This is a genomic window from Verrucosispora sp. NA02020, from assembly GCF_013364215.1.
In the GTDB taxonomy this organism is placed as follows: Bacteria; Actinomycetota; Actinomycetes; order Mycobacteriales; family Micromonosporaceae; genus Micromonospora.
Map to the genome: position 1 here is coordinate 7,175,403 of NZ_CP054923.1, position 20,049 is coordinate 7,195,451.

18 protein-coding genes are annotated in these 20,049 nt (G+C 70.7%); 8 read left to right on the forward strand and 10 right to left on the reverse strand.

Annotated features, from left to right (window positions below; translation table 11 throughout):
* The first annotated feature begins 420 nt into the window (after positions 1–420).
* The 6 genes from HUT12_RS32025 to HUT12_RS32050 all read left to right on the forward strand — a co-directional run bounded on the left by HUT12_RS32025 (position 421) and on the right by HUT12_RS32050 (position 6,712).
* Positions 421–2,025 (forward strand): protein kinase family protein, encoded by a 1,605-nt coding sequence (locus HUT12_RS32025; RefSeq protein WP_131052114.1) that lies wholly within the window; start codon positions 421–423, stop codon positions 2,023–2,025.
* A 40-nt stretch (positions 2,026–2,065) separates the two neighbouring features.
* Positions 2,066–2,794 (forward strand): RNA polymerase sigma factor SigM, encoded by a 729-nt coding sequence (sigM, locus tag HUT12_RS32030; protein ID WP_131052115.1) that lies wholly within the window; start codon positions 2,066–2,068, stop codon positions 2,792–2,794.
* Entirely contained in the window at positions 2,791–3,855 is a 1,065-nt protein-coding gene (locus HUT12_RS32035; protein WP_131052116.1) for a hypothetical protein, read from the forward strand. The genes sigM and HUT12_RS32035 overlap by 4 nt, the downstream gene beginning before the upstream one ends.
* A 174-nt stretch (positions 3,856–4,029) precedes the next feature.
* A complete protein-coding gene (gene trxB, locus HUT12_RS32040; RefSeq protein ID WP_131052124.1) occupies positions 4,030–4,980 on the forward strand; it encodes a thioredoxin-disulfide reductase in 951 nt (316 codons plus the stop codon).
* Positions 4,981–5,010: 30 nt separating this feature from the next.
* A complete protein-coding gene (gene trxA / locus HUT12_RS32045) occupies positions 5,011–5,334 on the forward strand; it encodes a thioredoxin (protein WP_117228228.1) in 324 nt (107 codons plus the stop codon).
* 211 nt (positions 5,335–5,545) lie between these two features.
* Complete coding sequence (locus HUT12_RS32050; RefSeq protein WP_131052117.1) at positions 5,546–6,712, forward strand: N-acetylmuramoyl-L-alanine amidase; 1,167 nt, start codon at positions 5,546–5,548, stop codon at positions 6,710–6,712.
* Positions 6,713–6,729: 17 nt separating this feature from the next.
* Here HUT12_RS32050 and HUT12_RS32055 read toward each other — a convergent pair whose 3' ends face one another.
* Positions 6,730–7,395: a GNAT family N-acetyltransferase gene (locus HUT12_RS32055; protein WP_131052118.1), complete on the reverse strand. Its 666-nt coding sequence runs from the start codon at positions 7,393–7,395 to the stop codon at positions 6,730–6,732.
* Positions 7,396–7,686: 291 nt separating this feature from the next.
* Here HUT12_RS32055 and HUT12_RS32060 point away from each other — a divergent pair, with 291 nt between their 5' ends.
* Together HUT12_RS32060 and HUT12_RS32065 are read left to right on the forward strand one after the other, a co-directional pair.
* Positions 7,687–9,000, forward strand: coding sequence for a PLP-dependent aminotransferase family protein (locus HUT12_RS32060; RefSeq protein ID WP_176095598.1), 1,314 nt, complete (start codon positions 7,687–7,689; stop codon positions 8,998–9,000).
* A gap of 8 nt (positions 9,001–9,008) precedes the next feature.
* Positions 9,009–9,998 (forward strand): D-alanine--D-alanine ligase, encoded by a 990-nt coding sequence (locus HUT12_RS32065; RefSeq protein WP_176095599.1) that lies wholly within the window; start codon positions 9,009–9,011, stop codon positions 9,996–9,998.
* A 199-nt stretch (positions 9,999–10,197) separates the two neighbouring features.
* Here the strand turns inward: HUT12_RS32065 and HUT12_RS32070 are convergent, their stop codons facing one another.
* The 9 genes from HUT12_RS32070 to rpmH form a co-directional block, all read right to left on the reverse strand.
* Positions 10,198–11,226 carry a hypothetical protein gene (locus HUT12_RS32070; RefSeq protein ID WP_254877013.1) on the reverse strand — a complete coding sequence of 343 codons (1,029 nt, stop codon included), beginning with the start codon at positions 11,224–11,226 and terminating at the stop codon, positions 10,198–10,200.
* A gap of 2,042 nt (positions 11,227–13,268) precedes the next feature.
* A complete protein-coding gene (locus HUT12_RS32075; RefSeq protein ID WP_131052121.1) occupies positions 13,269–14,291 on the reverse strand; it encodes a ParB/RepB/Spo0J family partition protein in 1,023 nt (340 codons plus the stop codon).
* 27 nt (positions 14,292–14,318) lie between these two features.
* Positions 14,319–15,617, reverse strand: coding sequence for a ParA family protein (locus HUT12_RS33305; RefSeq protein ID WP_303393510.1), 1,299 nt, complete (start codon positions 15,615–15,617; stop codon positions 14,319–14,321).
* Positions 15,618–16,004: 387 nt separating this feature from the next.
* On the reverse strand, positions 16,005–16,745 hold the full coding sequence (gene rsmG / locus HUT12_RS32085) for a 16S rRNA (guanine(527)-N(7))-methyltransferase RsmG (protein WP_254877098.1): 741 nt from the start codon (positions 16,743–16,745) through the stop codon (positions 16,005–16,007).
* A 90-nt stretch (positions 16,746–16,835) separates the two neighbouring features.
* Complete coding sequence (locus HUT12_RS32090) at positions 16,836–17,423, reverse strand: R3H domain-containing nucleic acid-binding protein (protein ID WP_131054412.1); 588 nt, start codon at positions 17,421–17,423, stop codon at positions 16,836–16,838.
* 212 nt (positions 17,424–17,635) lie between these two features.
* Positions 17,636–18,631 (reverse strand): membrane protein insertase YidC, encoded by a 996-nt coding sequence (gene yidC, locus HUT12_RS32095; protein WP_131054413.1) that lies wholly within the window; start codon positions 18,629–18,631, stop codon positions 17,636–17,638.
* Positions 18,628–18,873, reverse strand: a complete 246-nt coding sequence (gene yidD / locus HUT12_RS32100; RefSeq protein WP_217706055.1) for a membrane protein insertion efficiency factor YidD — start codon at positions 18,871–18,873, stop codon at positions 18,628–18,630. Before yidD ends, yidC begins: the two co-directional genes overlap by 4 nt.
* Positions 18,874–18,917: 44 nt before the next feature.
* Positions 18,918–19,331, reverse strand: coding sequence for a ribonuclease P protein component (gene rnpA, locus HUT12_RS32105; protein WP_131054415.1), 414 nt, complete (start codon positions 19,329–19,331; stop codon positions 18,918–18,920).
* A 32-nt stretch (positions 19,332–19,363) separates the two neighbouring features.
* Positions 19,364–19,501 (reverse strand): 50S ribosomal protein L34, encoded by a 138-nt coding sequence (gene rpmH / locus HUT12_RS32110; protein ID WP_067300964.1) that lies wholly within the window; start codon positions 19,499–19,501, stop codon positions 19,364–19,366.
* Positions 19,502–20,049 lie beyond the last annotated feature (548 nt).

The following is a 20,049-nucleotide window of genomic DNA, read 5'->3' on the forward strand; positions in this document are numbered from 1 at the left end:
ACTGAGCGTGACCGGGGATCACCAGGCTGGGGATGCACCTGTGGATAACTCCGCGATTCGCCGCTCACCTACCGGATCGGCCTGTGGATAACCAACCGGAAGGCCGAGTATGGTCAGCCGTTCGACGGGAACCCTGTTACGTCCCACCCGCCGTCACATCCGGTACCGCCCCTGCGACAGCCGGATGCGGACGACCTCTAGATTGGCTAGTACATGTGCCGGCAACGTGACTGACATCGGTCGCAACGGGACGAGTCCGCCTGACTGCGAACTCCCCGGCCGGCAACGGCGGGAAGATGACATGTCGGGGAGCAGGCCAACCCAGGTAAGGTCGCTCTCGACGGGTACGGCAGGACCGGCGCGCGTCACATCGCGGGACCGGTCCGTCCGGTGCCACACGAAGGTGGAGCGGGAAGTCAGATGCCCAGCAGCGCGGGTCCATCGATCGGCACGATCACCGAGGGAGGACGGGTGACCCAGGTCGGCGAGGGTCAGGACGCGGACGAGACCACTCCGCCGGTCATGACCTTCGGTGCTCCGACAGCCGGTGAGATCCTCGCCGAGCGGTACGAACTGGTCGAGCACATCAACAACGACAGCGCGGGCCGATTGGTCTGGCGCGGTGTCGACGTCGTGCTCCGCCGACCCGTCGCGGTCGTGATGCGCTACCCGGGTGGCGACTCCGCCACCGAGATGCTCCAGGCCGCGGTCGCCGCGAGCCGGGTCATCCACCCCAACCTGACCGGCGTCTACGACGCCATCGACGAGGCCGACCGGGCCTACGTCGTGCGCGAGTGGGTCGACGGGCGGTCCCTACGGGAACTGGTCGCGGACGGGCCGCTGGACGGCGCCCGGGCCACCGCCGTCGGCAGTGCGGTCGCCAGCGCGCTGGCCGCCGTGCACGCCACCGGCATGGTGCACGGCAACGTGCACCCCGGCACGGTGATGATCAGCGACGACGGCCGCGTGGTGCTGGCCGACGCGCGGACCGACGGTGACGACAGCCAGGAGAGTGACGTCCGGGCGGTCGGCGGAGTCCTCTACTACGCGCTGACCGGCTACTGGCCGCACAACGAGGCGCCGCTGCGCGGTGCCACCGCCGGGCACGGTCGAGCGGCCATCCCGGACGCGGTACGCGACGCCAACGGCGTGGTGGCGGCTCCCCGTCAGGTCCGGGCCGGGGTTCCGGCCTACCTCGACGACCTCACCACGGACCTGCTCGACGGCGGGATCGCCCCGCCCTCCTCGGACGTGCTCGCCGCCGAACTGGCCCGACTCGACGTACCCGCCGACGACGACTACCTCGACAACAGCGGCCCACTGCGCTTCGCCGGTGAGTCCGGTGACGAGCCCTCGCCGCTGGCCGCCGCCGGCGGCCGGAAGGTGGCGCTGGGCATCGCCGGTGTGCTGGTGGTGGCTCTGGTCGGCCTGCTCGTCGGCATCAGCGCCCTCGGCGGTGACGACGACAGCCCACAGACCGACCCGGTCGCCGCGCCCACGTCCAGCGCCGCGACGAGCGAGGAACCACCGCCGCCGGCCGCCGTGCAGGATCTCAAGATCAGCGCCGCCCGGATCATCGACCCGGACAGCAACGATCGCAGTGAGGTCCGTGACGCCGAGAAGGTCTTCGACGGCGACCGGGACCAGGGCTGGTCGACGGAGACCTACAACCGGAGCAACTTCGGCAACCTCAAGGAAGGCATGGGGGTCTGGGTCGACCTCGGCACCGAGCGGACCGTCAAGTCGGTGCAGGTCCACCTCTCCAGCACCGGCGCCTCCGCATCACTGCTCACCGGCACCGTCCAAGCCCCCTCGACCAGCGCGGGTGACCGCCAGATCGTGGACGCGTTCAAGAACGGCCCGATCGGGCAGCCCTTCGAGGAGCACGACGGCACCACGATGACCTTCAACGGCTTCGACGCCGACCAGAAGTACCGCTACCTCATGTTCTGGATCACCGAACTGCCGCCGAACAACGGTGGCTTCAAGGTCGGCGTCCAGGAGATCACGGTCCAGGGGTCATGAGCTGGTCTCCACCGGAGCGGCACGTCCAGCGGACCCGGTGATGGAGGTATCCGGCCGGGACGCTGCCGGCGTACCGCTGGACGGGGTGGTCAGCGACATCGACCTGCTCCGCGCCCACGCCGACGGTGACCGGGACGCGTTCGCCACGCTGTTCCTGCGGCACCGGGACCGGCTCTGGGCGGTCGCCCTGCGTACCCTCGGCGACCGTGAGGAGGCCGCCGACGCGCTCCAGGACGCGATGCTGTCGGCCCACCGGGCCGCGGCGCGGTTCCGGGGCGACGCCGCCGTCACCACCTGGTTGCACCGGATCGTGGTGAACGCCTGCCTCGACCGCATCCGTCGTCGGCAGGCCCACCCCACGGTGCCGCTACCCGACGGGACGCACGACCCCGACACCGGCGGCGGCGCCGGTGGCCCCGAACCGACCGCACCGGTACGCGACCACGACACCGCGATGGTCGTCCGGGAAGCCCTGGCCACCCTCCCGACCGAGCAGCGGGCTGCCCTCGTCCTGGTGGATGTGCAGGGCTACCCGGTCGCGGAGGTCGCGCGGATCCTCGGCGTCGCCGAGGGCACCGTGAAGAGCCGGTGCGCCCGAGGTCGCGCCCGGTTGGCACTCCTGCTCGGGCACCTGCGGACCGGCAGCGAACCGGCTCCCGCCGGTGCCGGTGAGGTGCCGCGAATCACCCGGGGGAACCCCGGAGCCCCGCACGGCGTCCGATCGAGGTCGGGACACCATCGTCCGGATGCCAACCAGGAGGAATCGTGAGTGCCGGGGAGTTCAGCGGGGTCGACCTCGACCTGCTCGCCGATTACCTCGGCGGTGCGCTGGACGGCACCCCGCAGCAGGCCGAGGTCGCCCGCCTCGTCGATCAGGACCCGGACTGGGCGCGGGCGCACGCCCGACTCGCCCCCGCCGTCGACGAGGTCCGGGACGAGTTGGTCGACTGGGGCGTGCCGGCGGTCGAGATGCCGCCTGCGGTCAGCGACCGGATCCTCGCCGCGCTGCGCGACGCCGACCTCCCGACCGCCGCGCTCTCGCTCGGCGTCCCCGAGGAGGACACCGACGACGCGGTGACCACGGATGTCGACGACCACGCCTCGACGAAGCCCTCGCCGGTGCCGGCCCAGCCGGTCGGCGGCACCCGACGGCCCGGCGGCAGCCCACGGCCGGGCCAGGAACGCGGCGCACCGAGCCATCCGGGTCGGCGTAGGCGCCGCTGGGCCCGGCTGGCCGGACCGGTCGCGTTGGCCGCCGCAGCGGTGGTCGGCCTCGGTGCCCTGCAACTGTCCCGGCCCGATCAGGCCGGGGACTCGACGGCCGGCACGGCCCTGAGCGATCGCGGCACCAGCCCGGCCGCGCCGCAGGCGTACTCGGAGGACCCGGCCGGGCAGGCACCGGAGGCCGCGTCACCGGACCGTGGCGCCGCATCGGCCCCCACCCCGTTCCGGATCGGCAGTCCACCGGTCCGCAGCGGGGCCGACTACACGCCGGAGAGCCTCACCGGGCCGACGGTGATGAATGGCCCCGGGGACGGCACGGAGCCCACGTACGGCACGGAGAGCGACAACCGGCTCGCCGTACCCGGTGAACTCAGCCGGCTCGGCGACCAGGCGGCGTTGAGCGCCTGCCTGGCCGACATCGGGGTCGAGCACGGAGTCCAGCCGTTGGTCTTCGACGTCGTCGACTACGCCCGCTTCGGTGGGCTCCCGGCTCTGGTGGTGCGCTTCACCGACGCCGCCGGCGTGCAGTGGGCCTGGGTCAGCGGGCCGGAGTGCGGAATCCCAGGATCCGGCTCGGACACCCGCTACCGATCGCGGGTAGGGTGAATCGCGGCCACTGGACGTTTGGCCGACCAAGTGACGTGACCCACCGGATGACCGGCTCGGGAATCTCCGCTTCGTACGATGACGTTCTGCAGGTCAGATGCCGCCGCGTCGGCACTCGGTTCGGTATCGGCGGATGACGCCGGTGGCGACGCTCAACACGATTGGGAGATGGCAGTGGACGAGGTCCGCAACCTGATCATCATCGGCTCCGGGCCGGCCGGTTACACCGCAGCGGTCTACGCGGCACGGGCGAACCTCAAGCCGCTGGTCATCGAGGGCGTACAGTCCGGCGGCGCGTTGATGACCACCACCGAGGTGGAGAACTTCCCCGGCTTCGCGGACGGCATTCTCGGTCCCGAGCTGATGGACAACATGCGCAAGCAGGCCGAGCGGTTCGGGGCCGAGTTCCTGACCGACGACGTCACCCGGGTCGAGCTGGCCGACACCGGCCAACCGGGCGCGGTGAGCACCGTCTGGATCGGTGAGAGCGCCTACCGCGCCTCGGCCGTCATCCTCGCCACCGGTTCCGCCTGGCGCCCGCTCGGCGTACCGGGTGAGCAGGAGTACCTGGGCCACGGCGTCTCGTCCTGCGCCACCTGTGACGGCTTCTTCTTCCGCAACCAGCACATCGTGGTCGTCGGTGGCGGCGACTCGGCGATGGAGGAGGCCAGCTTCCTGACCCGCTTCGCCGAGTCGGTCACCATCATCCACCGCCGCGACTCGTTCCGGGCCAGCAAGATCATGGCGGAGCGCGCGCTGGGCAACGACAAGATCAAGGTCGAGTGGAACACCGTGACCGAGGAGATCCTCGGCGCGGACGGCAAGGTCACCGGGGTACGGGTACGCAACGTGCACACCGGGGAGGCCAAGGTTCTCGACGTCACCGGCGTGTTCGTGGCGATCGGGCACGACCCGCGCAGCGAACTGTTCCGGGATCAGGTCGAGATGGACGACGAGGGCTACGTCAAGGTCCAGGCCCCCAGCACCCGGACCAGTCTCCCGGGCGTCTTCGCCGCCGGTGACCTGGTCGACCACACGTACCGGCAGGCCATCACCGCAGCCGGCACCGGCTGCGCCGCCGCGCTCGACGCGGAACGCTTCATCGCCACGCTGCCCAAGGGCTGAACAGACACATCCCGGAGGAAGGGTCACACAGTGGGAGCAACCAAGTCGGTTACCGACGCTAGTTTCGCCGCAGACGTACTCAAGTCCGACAAGCCGGTCCTGGTGGATTTCTGGGCCGAGTGGTGCGCACCGTGCCGCAAGGTGTCGCCCTTGCTGGAGGAGATCGCGGGCGAGATGGGCGACCAGGTCAGCATCGTCAAGCTCAACATCGACGAGAACCCGGAGACCGCCCGCGCCTACCGGGTGATGTCGGTGCCGACGCTCACCGTCTTCAAGAACGGCGAGCCGGTGCAGTCGATCGCGGGCGCCAAGCCCAAGGGTGAGCTGGTCAAGCTGATCGAATCGGCGCTCTGACCCCATACAGCGCGATCGTCGACCCCGTCCCGGGACCTGCCCGGACGGGGTCGACGCGTTTTTCCCCGCCCGCACCCGCACCGAACGCCCAGCGCCTAACCTCGAACTCGGGGGCCGCCGGACGCCGGTGAGCAACCTGGGTCCCCGTCGCACTGCCACGCGTGCCGACACAGGGCCCGGTAAGCCACCGATCGTGCAGAGGGGGCCGAACGTGCGTCCGATCCGTCCCGGTGACCGGGGACCCGCCGTGATCGAGATCCGAGCAGTGCTGACCAGCCTCGACCTTCTCTCCAAGGCCACCGGTCCGTTCAGCGACGAGTTCGACGCCGCCACCGAGCGGGCCGTACGGGCCTTCCAGCAGTCCCGGGGGCTCAGCGTCGACGGCCGGGTCGGAGCCGAGACCTGGCGGGCACTCGACGCGGCCCGCTGGCGCCTCGGCGCCCGCACCCTCTACCACGCCGTTCCGGTGCCGCTCACCGGCGAAGACGTCCGGTCGTTGCAGGAACGCCTGCTGGAGATGGGGTACGACACCGGCCGTGCCGACGCCATCTACGGGATCCGTACCTCGCGGGCGGTGGCCCAGTTCCAGCGCGAGATGGGGTTGGCACCGGACGGCACGTGCGGCCCACAGACGATGGACGCGCTGCGCCGGCTCGGCCGCAAGGTGGTCGGTGGTCGCCCGCAGTGGCTACGCGAATCCGACGCGATCCGACAGTCCGGGCCCACCCTGGTCGGTCGCACCGTGGTCATCGACCCTGGGCACGGCGGCACCGACCCGGGCGTGGTGGTGCCCGACGGCCCGCTGCGCTGGACCGAGGCGGACCTGGTGCACGACCTGGCCAGCCGGCTCGAAGGTCGACTCGCCGCGTCGGGCGTACGCGTGCAGCTCACCCGGGGACCCGCGTCGGAGACCTGCCTGCCCGACATCGACCGGGCGCAACTGGCCAACTCGCTCGGTGCGGACGTGTTCGTCTCGCTGCACGTCGACGGGCACGCCAACCCGGAGGCCGAAGGCGTCGCCACCTACCACTACGGCACCGACAACGGGGTGACGTCGGCGACCGGCGAGCGGCTGGCCGGGCTGGTCCAGCGGGAGATCGTCGCGCGTACCGGGCTGCGGGACTGCCGTACCCACGCGAAGGCGTGGGACCTGCTGCGAATCACCCGGATGCCGGCGGTACGCGTCGAGGTCTGCTACCTCACCTCGCCGGCCGACCGGGCCCGGCTGATCGATCCCCGGTTCCGGGACCGGCTGGTCGAGGCGATCGTGGCGGCGGTGCAACGGATGTACCTGCCGATCGAGCGGGACGTGCCGACCGGCTCGATCGACGTCAGCGAGCTGCGGGCGGCGGTCGCCGCGGGCACCGTGGTCGACTGAGCGGCCGGGTGCGGCCGTCAGCCCGCCGTGGATCGGGTCGCCGGGGCGGGCCGGACCGGCCGCAGCAGCGACTCCGGGCTCATCGAGCCGAGCAGCTTCTCCAGCGCGTACTCGACGTCGGACTTCCAACTCAACGCCGTCCGCAGTTCCAGCCGCAGGCGCGGGTAACGGGGGTGCGGCCGCACGGTCTTGAACCCCACCGAGAGGAAGAAGTCGGCGGGAGCGACACAGGCCCCCGCCGGATCGGCGGCGTCACCGAACTTGGCGTCACCGAACGCCTCGATCGCCTTGATGCCCCGCTTGGTCAGGTCGCGGGCGACCCCCTGCACCAGCATCCGGCCCAACCCGCCACCGGCGAACGCCGGCACCACGTTGGCGGTGGTCAGCAGCGCCGCGTCGGCCGACACGGGAGAGGTCGGGAAGGCCATCGAGCGCGGCACGTAGGCGGGCGGGGCGTACATGACGAAACCGGCGGGCATGCCGTCGACGTAGATCAGCTTGCCGCAGGAACCCCACTCCAGCAGGGTCTGCGAGACCCAGGCTTCCTTCTCCAACCCCGGGTCGCCGGCGGCGCAGGCGCGATCGGCGGAAACCGGATCAAGCTCCCAGTAGACGCACTGCCGGCACGGACGGGGCAGGTCCTCCAGCGTGTCCAGGGTCAGACTGACCAGACGTCGCGACATTGGCGCTTCCCCACACTAGGCTCAGACTCGGGACCGGCCCGGACGGCACCGCCGCATCCCCTGCCCCCGACGAGCGATCGTACGCCGCCGATCGGCGACGCGGGAGGGGACGCGCAAATGCCCTCCTCAGGCACGGTCGACACCGGTCCGGCATGTGGACGCGCGTAATCGAGGGCGCTCGTGGCGGTGTATGGCAGCTACCATCGACACTCGGCGCGCCGTGTCGCCATGGTCGCCGGTGTCCTGGGTATCCCGGGACGGGAGCTGTCCGAGCAGCATCGAGGTGATGTCATGACCGGCACGACACTCGACGACTACACCGACCGGTACGCCCGCCGGGTGCGGGGCATGACCGCCTCGGAGATCCGCGCACTGTTCGCGGTCGCCAGCCGTCCGGAGGTGGTCTCGCTCGCCGGCGGCGCACCCTACATCGCCGCGCTCCCGCTGGACGCCGTCGGCGAGATGCTCGGCCGACTCGCCGCCGAGCACGGCACCACCAGCCTCCAGTACGGCATCGGCCAGGGCACGCTGGAGTTGCGCGAACGGATCTGCGAGGTAATGGCCCTCTCCGGCATCGACGCCGCCTGCGGCGCCTCGCCCGAGGACGTGGTCGTGACGGTCGGCGGCCAGCAGGCGCTCGACCTGGTGGCCCGGCTCTTCCTCGACCCGGGTGACGTGGTGCTCGCCGAGGGACCGACCTACGTCGGCGCGCTCGGAGTGTTCCAGGCCGCCCAGGCACAGGTCGTCCACGTCCCCATGGACGACGACGGCCTCATCCCCGAGGCGTTGGAGATCGCCATCGCCGAGCAGGCCCGGACCGGGCGGCGGGTCAAGTTCCTCTACACCATACCCACCTACCAGAACCCGGCCGGTGTGACGCTGAGCGAGGAACGCCGGGAGCGGGTCCTCGACATCTGCGAGCGCGCGGGCCTGCTCGTGATCGAGGACGACCCGTACGGCCAGCTGGGTTTCGAGAGCGAGGCGCCGGCACCGCTGCGCGCCCGCCGCCGGGACGGGGTCTTCTACCTCAGCACGTTCTCCAAGACGTTCGCCCCCGGGTTGCGGGTCGGGTGGATCCTCGCCCCGCACGCGGTCCGCGACAAGCTGGTCATCGCCAGCGAGGCGCAGATCCTCTGCCCCAGCGCGTACGCACAGGCCGCCGTCAGCACCTACCTGAGCACCATGCCGTGGCGGGAGCAGTTGAAGGTCTACCGGGAGGTCTACCGCGAACGGCGGGACGCGATGCTGACCGCCCTGGCGGACCTGATGCCGACCGGGACGAGCTGGACCGTTCCCGCCGGCGGTCTCTTCGTCTGGGCCACGCTGCCCGAGGGCCTGGACTCGAAGGCGATGATGCCCCGGGCCATCGCCGCCCGGGTGGCGTACGTGCCCGGCACCGGCTTCTACGCCGACGGCACCGGCAACGGTCACATGCGGCTCAACTTCTCGTTCCCGTCCCCGGAGCGGATCCGCGAGGGGGTCCGTCGACTGGCCAGCGTGATGGAGCAGGACATCGCCATGCGACGGGTGTTCGGGGCGGTCGGCGCGCCGGACGCGCGGCGAGGTCGGGCCGGCTCCGACACCCCGGGTCCCGACTTGGCATGATGCCCGGCATGGGTGCCACCGCTGCCAGAGAAACCGTCGTGTCCGGTCCCGCCACCAACGACCTCCACGTCCTCGTGCTCGCCGGTGGCCTGTCGTACGAACGGGACGTGTCGCTGCGTTCCGGCCGCCGGGTGCTCGACGCGCTGCGGTCCGTCGGCATGGAGGCCGAGCTGCGTGACGCGGACGTGGCCCTGCTGCCGGCGCTGGACTCCGATCCGCCGGACGCCGTGGTGATCGCCCTGCACGGCGCCACCGGCGAGGACGGCTCACTCCGTGGCGTTCTCGACCTCTGCGGCGTGCCGTACGTCGGGTGCGACGCCCGTGCCTCACGGCTCGCCTGGGACAAGCCGTCGGCCAAGACGGTGCTACGCGAAGCCGGTATCGCCACCCCGGACTGGGTGGCCCTGCCGCACGACCGGTTCAGCGAGTTGGGCGCGGTGGCCGTACTCGACCGCATCGTCGCCCGGCTCGGACTGCCGCTGATGGTGAAGCCCGCGCAGGGCGGCTCCGGTCTGGGCGCCGCCGTGGTCCGGGACGCCGCGTCCCTGCCGGCCGCCATGGTCGGTTGTTTCGCGTACGACTCGACCGCGCTCGTCGAGCGGTACGTGGCCGGCATGGACGTCGCGGTCTCCGTCATCGACCTGGGCGACGGCCCGCAGGCTCTGCCGCCGGTCGAGATCGTGCCCCGCAACGGCGTCTACGACTACGCCGCCCGCTACACCGCAGGCCGGACGACCTGGCACACGCCGGCCCGGCTGGACGCGGCGGTGGCCGACGCGGTGGCGGAAGTGGCGCTGGCCGCCCACACCGCACTCGGCCTACGGGACCTCAGCCGGGTCGACCTGATCGTCGACCCGGCCGGTCAGCCGCACGTGCTGGAGGTCAACGTCTCCCCGGGGATGACCGAGACGTCGCTGCTGCCGCTCGCGGTCCAGGCGGCCGGGCTGGACTTCGGCCAGGTGATCGCCGACCTGGTCGCCCGAGCCGCCACCCGCTGAGAGCCTCCTGACGGCTCCGCCGATCCGCCGGCACCCTCGGGACTGCTGATCAGCCGTACGTCCCCTCAGCGCCACGCTGAGCGCCGCTGCCGGGGTGCCGCGATCTCCCTTTGCCTGCCTGGTTGTGGTCACTGCCTGCCTGGTGTTCCGGCCTGCTGACGTCCTGGCCCACCTGGAGGAGCCCTTCGCGCGGGCGGGATCACTGGGCCGGGCGGGTACCTTCCCGGCCAGGGGCCGGCGCTGCCGTTCCTGCGCTGGTGGCCGACTCCACCGGCGGCGTCCCGGCACCCCTGTCGTGGGGCTTCTGATCGGGCGCCGGGCGGGCTGCGGCCGGATCGTCGGCCGCAGCGGTCGACCCGGCGTCCTTGCCCTCGACGTTCCTGCCCTCGACGTCCTCGTACTCGGCGTCGTTGTTCTCGGCGTCCGCGGGCTTCCCGGCCGGTGCTTCCTCGGCCTGTTCCTCGATGGCCTGCTCGGGAAGCGTGGTGCCGGACGGACCGCTCGTCCGATCGGTGGGAGAGTCCTCGTCGACCTGGAGCACGTCCGGCGGCTCGGCCGTCTCGCCGATGACGTCCAGGAGCGACCCACCCTCGCTCGGCTGGCGACTCTCCGCAGCGGGTGCCGCCTGGGCGGCGAGGCTGGACGGCGCCTGCCACTGGATGCGGGGCGGCTCGGCCAACGGTCGGCCGCCGAACTCCGCGAGCCAGGCGGCTACCATAGCCAGGTTCTCCCGCCACTGGTCCTCGGAGATCGGCGGCAGGATCGAATCCCAGAGGGAAAGAAACGTCCCGCGTAGTTGCAGCCGCCCGTACGGTCGGGCAAGGAACCAGAGGTGCAGGTGCGCCGATCCGTCGCCCCACCTGTTGACGTGTACCCGGGCCACCCCGTCGAGCGAGCGGATGGCGCGCTCCAGCCGTACCGTCATCACCCCCAACTCGGCCGCGAGCAGGTTGGGCAGGTCACCGAGATCGAGGTGCGACCGGGACTCCAGGATGAGCACCATCGGCAGGCCGGTGGGTCGGTCCATCGCCCGTACGCGCCACCTCTCACCGACCCAGATGTACGCCTCGTCGGGCGCCTGACATGCGGTGCATTCACGGTGCGCCTCGCCCTTGCGGGGCGGCTCCACCGCGACCGGCTCGTCGAGTCGCTTGACTTGCAGGTCACCTTCGAAGGGGAAAGACGGCCACTGGGTGAAGTCCGGGACTGAGGGAGGGGTGTCGTGCACGAGGCTGACCCTAACCGAGTACGGCACCAGTGTCCCTACCCGAAGCATGTTCGATTCCGCAGCGGCTCGGATCGCGACAGCAGCACACACTCCCACTTTCCCCAGAGTTATCCACAGGCTTGCACGTCGGCCTGCAACTGTCGTCATCCCCAGTTCGGCAAGGGTTTTGGCCCTCGGTTTCACGTGAAACGGCGCCGGCCTGTGGAAAACCGGTGTGGATAACTTTCAAGCCGCTTCCGGTCGTTCCTGCTGTCGCCCGTTTCACGTGAAACGGCGATGCCATCGGAGGTCGCAGCGCGGTCCCTGGCCTCAGTGGGTCGATGTCGCCGAAGCTTCTGAAGCCGCATGCCCCACGCAACAGAGTCCTTCGTCGGCCCTTCGCGGCACGGCTGCCCCTGTCTCCGTTCTCCCGTGAGTGGGCATGCTGGCGAGCCGAGCGGTGGCGCTGAACGAACCGACTTGTGAGCCAAGCGGTCTGGCGGGTGGGCGAGGACCGAGCCGGTGGGCACATGTCAATCGACGAGCCGGGCGGGCGTGCCCAGTGGTCTGTCCGACAGCAACGCCCAGTCGCCCGGGTGGACCTGTCCGGCGGGCCGGGCCGGCGGGCCGGGCCAGCCTGCGGGGCCAGCCGGCGGGTCCGGCGGAAGGACGGGCGGGCCGGCGAGCCAGCAGGCGGTCGACAGACGGGCGGATGGGCACGCCGACGGGCGAGCCGGGGCCGGGTTGGCGGTCCGACAGGACGCGGATGGGGCGGGCGGACCGGGCGACGTCATTCGCCAAGCAGGCGCGAGTCTGGCCAGCAGTCGGCAGCCGATCCGATGGGCAGGACGCTTGCGGATCGGCCCCTCACTCAGTTTCTCGGACGCAGCCTGACGTGTCGCTTTGATGGGTGCGCGAAGGCCGGGCGGCTTCCTTCGATGTGCAGGGGCGCCCCTTCCCCTTGGACGGCGCTACCCGCTTCGGCTCCGAGGTCACTTTGGTCTCGGCCACCCGCCGCTGCGAACCGGGCGGCCGAAGTCTTCAGCGATGCCCGGGCCCACGTGCTCCGGCCCGCCGCTAGTCATCACGGACGCAAATCACAACCTTCTGTCATCTGCGGTGTATCGCGTCATGAGCCCTTGGCCGCAGCACCAAGGCGCCGGCACCCGGTCCGCAGCCAACGCGAAGACCGTCGCCATAGCCCCGCGAACCACCCGGCAGGCGCCAGCAGCCCGTTTCACGTGAAACGGGCTTGGCGCGCGCGGAGTCACGTGCGATCTTCAGCCGACGCCGGAGCCCCTGCCCTCCCGCGACCGTGCACGAACCAGGAGGGCGGAACTCGCCCGGACGGGCCGATAGCGATGACAGAAAAGCTAGCGGTCAGCTCCTCACGACCGAACAGCGCGGTGACCGGAGAGCAGGACCGTGACTGCACGCCGAGACGTTCGCGCCGCCTCCGGAGAACGAGTTGGCCTCTTGCATCCCTCTTTCCCAAGGGCACGAAAGGCTTGCGCCGACTTGGCGGTGCACGGCCGTCGAGCATGTAGCGGACTCTGAATGCCCGCTTGTCCGTCGAGCGCCTCGTCCGCCCGCCTACTCCCCACTACGACCTTGTTCCACGTGAAACGACCACCGGCACGTCTGTTGTCGAGGCGGTTGCGCCGAGCCTGGTCCGTGGAGGTTCATTCATTCGTCCGTCCGTACCCGAGGCTTGTCATCGCCCGAGAACATCCGGCGGAACGCCCCGAGCCTCTCCACGACCAAGCCTCCGCTTCGAACCTCCACCTGTCCGGTGAGGGTTCCGCGCCTTGGCGCCACTCCGTCGGCCTGAACCCGATGGTCGGGCTCGCTCGGCCCTTCGCGTCCGGCGCTCAACGGCTCTTGGCTGGGCTGAGACGCGGCGAGCGTACCCGCAACGGCCTCGCTGGCCTCAGGCGGGCCGTGAGGGGCGGTGTCGTGGGGCTTGGGGTCCTTGCGGCACCGGTTGGCCTCGATCACCCCGGCGGCCATAGAAGAACGGCCGCACCCCCTCGGGGCGCGGCCGTCGGTCGGACGAGAGTGGCTCAGTTCTGTGCTTCCTCGCCCTCGACCCCGATGATGCCGACGATCCGCTCCAGGTCGTCGACCGTGGCGAACTCGATCGTGATCTTGCCCTTGCTCCGCCCGATGTCGACCTTCACTCGGGTGTCGAACCGATCGGAGAGCCGGTCTGCGAGGTCGTTCAGGGCAGGAGCGACGGGCTTCGGCCGGCGCTTGGCCGCTTCCGTCTTGCTCGGGCCTTCGCTGAGGGTCAGCGCGACGATCTCCTCGGTGGCGCGGACCGACAGCCCCTCTGCCACGATGCGCAACGCGAGCTTTTCCTGCGTCTCCGCGTCCTCAAGACTGAGCAGTGCCCGGGCATGACCGGCGGAGAGCACTCCGGCGGCCACTCGCCGTTGCACCTGGGCGGGGAGATTGAGCAGGCGAATGGTGTTCGAGATCTGCGGGCGGCTGCGGCCGATGCGGCGCGCCAGCTCTTCGTGGGTAGCCCCGAACTCCTCCAGGAGCTGCTGGTAGGCGGCGGCCTCTTCCAACGGGTTGAGGTTTGCCCGGTGGATGTTCTCCAGCAGGGCGTCCCGCAGCATCGCGTCGTCGCGGGTGTCGCGGACGATTGCCGGGATGTTCTCGCGGCCGACTGCCTGGGCGGCCCGCCACCGCCGCTCGCCCATGACGAGCTCGAACTTCTCGTCGTCGAGCTGCCGCACCACGATGGGCTGGAGGAAACCCACCTCCTGGATCGAGGTCTTCAGCTCCTCAAGCGCCTCCTCGTCGAAGACCTGCCGGGGTTGCTTCGGGTTGGGCACGATCGAGTCGACCGAGATCTCGGCGAACCGGGCGCCGGGCACCGGGCTGAGGACCGGGACCGGATCCGGCGCTACTACGGGAAGCGGCGCTTTCTCGGGTACGGGCGGCGCGGATACCTCCGGCGCTCCGACCACCCCGTTCGCGATGGCGCCGACGCCGGCAGCCTCCGGCTCCTGTACCGGCCCGGTCGGGATGAGTGCCCCCAGGCCCCGACCCAGACCGCCCCGAGGACGGTTCTTCATGCCACGCCTCCCAGCGCCTCTACCGCACTACGCATTCCGGCTCACCGGCTCCTTGACCCCACGCTCGGCGATCTCCTGGGCGGCCTCGAAGTAACTCGTCGCCCCCCGTGATCCGGGATCGTAGGTCACCACCGACTGGCCGTAGCTGGGCGCCTCGGAAACGCGTACGTTGCGCGGGATCACCGCCTGGAGCACCTTGTCGCCGAAGTGGTTCCGCACGTCCTGCTCGACCGCGTCCGCCAGTCGGGTACGCCGGTCGTACATGGTGAGCAGGATCGTGGAGACCTCAAGGCGCGGGTTGAGGTGCTGGCGTACCAGGTTGATGTTGTTGATGAGCTGGTTCAGCCCTTCGAGCGCGTAGTACTCGCACTGGATCGGGATGAGCACCTCCTGGGCCGCGACCAACGCGTTCACGGTCAACAGGCCGAGCGACGGCGGGCAGTCGATGAAGACGTAGTCGAAGTGACCGGGGTAGGCCTCGATCGCGCGGGAGAGCCGCGACTCACGGGCCACCACCGAGACCAACTCGATCTCCGCGCCCGCAAGGTCGATGGTGGCCGGTACGCACCAGAGGTTGGGGATGCCCTCGACCGCCTGAGCCACGTCCGCCAGCGGGACGGAGTTGATCAGACAGTCGTAGACGTCCGGTACGCCGGTGTGGTGCGGCACGTTCAGCCCCGTGGAGGCATTGCCCTGCGGATCGAGATCGACCACGAGCACCCGGTTGCCGTGCAGGGCCAAGGCCACCGCAAGGTTCACCGTCGTCGTGGTCTTCCCGACGCCGCCCTTCTGGTTCGCGACGCACATGACCCGGGTCCGCTCCGGCCGAGGCATGGTCACCTCGCCACTGGGGTTCAGGATCTGCACGGCGCGCATCGCCTCCATTGCCAACGGTGGATCATCCTCTTCGCGCGTCGGAGTTTCACGTGAAACGTACGCGGCCTCGGTATCGGCCGGCTCGTAGGGCCCGGCCGACGGGGTGGGCGTGTCGGGGGCCGGACGGGGGTCGGGCACCACTCCAGGAGCCGCTTGATATGTCGCCGCCTCGAACCGCGCGGCGGCCGAGGTGTTGCGGCGGATCGGGATCACGCGGGCGTCAGGGGTGGCGTTGACGGGTCGACCGGCCCCGTCCGACGCGTCCCGACCGGACGAGAATTCCGGGCTCGGGGACCACGGTACGCCAGACGTCGGCATGTCCCGCATGGACTCCGGCGGGTCCTGCGCGCCTCCGTGGGAGCGCCAGTTCGGGTAGTCGGTTTCACGTGAAACAGGGTCGCCCGCTGACCCGGTCACGCGCGGATCGTCGTACCTGCCGTCGTCATGCACCTGTCATCCCTGCCCGCTTCGGATGGTCGGTCTGCACCCGTCACCCGGGCCCTTCGCGTTGTCCTCGCAGAGGTACCGCCCGGCGGGAGCGGCCGGCCCACGGAGGAGACCATCGCCGCCCGCTCCACACTATCGACGCGCGGTCAGCCTACGGCGCAGAGGCGTGGCGGGTCCACGTCGGGTTCGCAACCCGCCGATCACGATGACACAACCCGGGACAGGTGGCGGATTGACGGAGGCACCGGACAGCACTGTCCGACCCGCTTCTTCGCCACTGGCTGTCGCCCGCCGAGCGCCCGGCACCGCCCTCCGGCGGCTGGAGGGTTAGGAAGGGACCCTTCCTATGCACCAGGCGTTAGAAAGGGGCCCTTCCTTACCCGCAGGCGGTTAGCGGCGGCGGGAGCGGGACTTCTTGGGGGTCGTTTTGGCGGGCGGAGCGACCACCCGTTCACGGACGATATCGACCACAGTGGTCGGTGGCGTGATGACGCCCTCGCCGCAGCGGCGTAGCACCGGCTCCCCGCCGCCGAGGCGGTGCACCGCCTCGGCGTGCTCGGCGATCTCGTCGGCGGCTGAGGCGCCCTTGAGTGCGATCAGGCGTCCGCCGGGCGCAGCCAGCGGAAGGCACCAGCCGGCGAGTCGGTCCAGTGGCGCTACCGCCCGGGCGGTGACCACGTCACTGGGCGGCAACTCCGGTTCGGCGACTGCCTCCTCGGCTCGCCCAAGGAACACGCGCACCGAGGTGGTCAGACCGAGCGACTCCACGGCCTCGTCGAGGAAGACGACCCGCCGAGCCAGTGGTTCGACGAGCGTCACCGTGAGGTCCGGCCGGGCGATGGCGAGCACCAGACCGGGCAGGCCGGCCCCCGATCCGACGTCGACGACCGTCGCGCCCTGCGGGATCAGTTCGCCGACCACGGCGCAGTTCAACAGGTGGCGGTCCCAGAGCCTGGGCGTCTCCCGAGGGCCGATCAGACCGCGTACCACGCCGTCGGTGGCCAACAGTTCGGCGTAGGCGGCGGCGAGGTCGAGCCGGTCACCGAAGAGACGCCGGGCCGCCTCGGCCAGGTCGGGCGGCAGCACCGCCGTAGTGGGGTCGGGACGGTCGGCGGCGGACCCCGGGGACAGGTCCAGCCGGGGCGGGACAGCCGCCGGCCCGGGCGGCGTACCACCCGGGCCGGACGGGGTAACGCCCCTGGCGTCGTCTGCGGTCACTCGTCAGCCCGCGGGCCGGACGACGATGCGACGGCTGGGCTCGACGCCCTCGGACTCGCTCTCCACACCGTCGATCGCGTTCACCACGTCGTGGACGCACTTTCGCTCGAAGGCCGACATGGGCTCCAGGCGTACCGCTTCGCCGTGCTCCTTGACCTTCTCGACCGCGTTGCGCGCCACTGCGGCGAGTTCCTTGCGCCGGTTGGCCCGGTAGCCGCCGACGTCGAGCAGCAGCCGGCTGGGCGAGCCGGTCTGCCGGAAGACGGCGAGCCGGGCCAGTTCCTGGAGTGCCTCCAGGGTGGCGCCGCGCTGGCCGACCAGGTTCTGCAGCCGGCCGCCGACGACCTCCACCACCGGACGGCCGCCCGACACCAGCTCGTCGATGTCGCCGTCGTAGTCGAGGATGTCGAGCAGCCCTTCGACGTAGTCGGCTGCGATCTCGCTCTGCCGGAAGAGGTCGCTCTCACCGGCGGCCTTGCTCGGCGCCTTCTCGGCGTCGGTCTCCTCCGGCTCGCCGTCGACCGGAGCCGCCGCCGTCGGCTCCTCGTCGTCCAGGGGCTGGTCGGCGCGGGGGATGCTGGTGTCGGTCACGGTGTCATCTCCGTACTCACTCGGCCGGACCTCGGGTCCGCTGGTTTCCCGCGGCCGGCGGGACGTCGCCGGTGCCCACGGGCACGTCTGTAGGGCAGTGTCGCCCGTTCGCCACGTCGTAGGCGGCGCTTCCACGCTCCGGCGCCAGCCTCTCGGCGGCAGCACGTCGCGCAACGGGCCGCCGTCGGTCTCCCGACGGCGGCCCGGACGTTTCAGCCCTGCCGTTTGGCGGGGCGACTCTTCTTCGGGTTGGCCGGCTTCACACCCGGCTTCGGGCCGGCGACCTTCGGAGCGGCCGGCGCGGGCGGCGCCTCGGCCGGCTTGCTGCGGCCGAACAGACCACGGTTCTTGGCCGGCTGCGCGCCGTTCCGCGCGGCGGCGGTCGTGGTGGCCGGCTTGCTGGTGGCGGTCACCGGCGGCGGGAACTTCCGCAGCACCCACTGCTGCTGGCCGAGGGTGAAGAGGTTGTTGGTGACCCAATAGATGATCACACCGATCGGGAAGATGGCACCGGAGATGAGCAGCGACAGCGGGATGCCGTAGAGCATCAGACGCTGGATCATGCGCTGCTGCGGGTCCTCGGCCCAGCCGGTCTTGAGGATCATCTGGCGGCTGGTGAGGTAGGTGGTGCCCATCATCACCAGCACCAGGACACCGGCCATGATCTTCACGACGGTGCCGTTGGCACCGAGCTGCGCCAACTCCGCTGCGGTGGAGCCGAACTTGCTGGCGATCGGCGCGGTGAAGAGGGTCGCGTCCGAGGCGCTGTTGAACTGGTCGACCGTCCAGCCGTAGATGTCCTTGTTGTTCTTCGCCGGGTCCGGGTTGAGGCGACGCAGGACGTGGAACAGGCCGAGGAAGACGGGGATCTGGAGGAACATCGGAAGGCAGCCCATCAACGGGTTGGCCTTTTCCTTCCGATAGAGCTCCATCATCTCCTTCTGGAGCGTCTCCCGGTCACCCTTGTGCTTCTCCTGCAGCGCCTTCACCTGCGGCTGGAGCGCCTGCATGGCCCGCTGCGACTTGATCTGCTTGACGAAGACCGGGAACAGGATCACCCGGACGGTGACCACCAGGAAGACGATGGCCAGAATCCAGGCCCAGTTCGTGCCGAGGACCGTGGCGTCGGGAATCCCGATGGCCTCCCAGGCCGAATGCCAGGCCAGCAGGATCCACGAGATCGCGTAGTAGATCCAGTCGAGACTCAATTCTCGGCTCCAGTCACGTCGGCAGGTCGGCGGCTACCCGGCTCCGGTACCGGGTCGTATCCACCAGGATGGAATGGGTGGCAGCGCGACAGTCGCCGGACCGTCAGACCGGCTCCCCGCAGCGCGCCGTGCCGGGCAATCGCCTCCAGGGCGTACGCACTGCACGACGGGTAGAACCGACAGCGGGCCGGCAACGCCGGACTTATCCACCGACGGTACGCGATGACGGGCAGGGTCAGCACCCGGGCACCGGTGGTAGCCGGGCGCGGCGACCTGGGCTCTGAGCTCACCGTGGCCGCCGTTCCCGGCCGGCCCGGGCGGCGGCGAGCGCCGCGTCCAGGTCCGCACCGAGCCGTTGGTACGTCACGTCGGCGGCGGCCGGCAGAGCGCGTACGACGAGGGTGCTCCCGGCCGGCAGGGCGGCGAGCCGTTCCCGGGTCAGATGCCGCAGCCGGCGACGGACCCGGTTACGGACCACCGCGGGCCCGACCGCCTTGGAAACCACGAAGCCGGCGCGGGACACCGGTGCGGAGGAAGACTCCGCACCGCCCCGCGCCGGCTCCGGCGCTACGTCTGCGGCTCCGGGTGTGACCGGCAGGGTCAGGTGCACGACGAGCGTGCCCCGACCGGCTCGTCGGCCACCGCGAACCGCTGCGGCGAAGTCGATGCTGCGCCGCAGTCGTTGCGCGGCCGCCAGCACGACTGCCGTCCCCGGAGCGGACCCTGTCGGCCTCAGGCCGACAGGCGGGTGCGGCCCTTGGCGCGACGGGTCGAAAGAATGGCGCGGCCGGCCCGGGTGCGCATGCGCAGCCGGAAGCCGTGGGTCTTCGCGCGCCGGCGGTTGTTCGGCTGGTAGGTGCGCTTGCTCACGTCAGGCTCTCCGTTGTCGGACGCCCAGACACATGGATCGTCCGGGTCGTGGTGGTCCAGGCCGCCGCTGCGGTGGCCCCGATCGGCGCTGCCCGAGTGGCTTGTCACCCCGGCGTTACGGGGCGCGACCATGGGCAGCAAGCACCCATCACCCTAGCAGAGGGCGTAAGAGCAGCCCCTCCACCCTAGGGCGGGGGGCAATCACCGTCAAACCGGCGTAGTCGGGCCTTCACCTGCGGCGACAACCGCCCGAAAGCGGGGGATTTCGCTGATGCCGACAACGCGCCAGGCCCGTCGACGGTTGATGATGCGGCGACATCGCTGTTACCGTGCCCGATTGCGGTCAGCGTCTCCAGTTCCGGGATGTCGCCGCCAGGCAAGACCGGACACGGTAGTCAATCGTTCGGCACGGTGAACCCGCTTCAGCCCCCGGCCACGGCAGGGGGCAGGTCCGACCCGCGCCCGGCGGGCGGCCACAATCGGTCGGTACACAGGCTGTGGATAACTTGTGGAGGACGACCGGTTCGGCGTCCGGGTGGGTGAGAGGT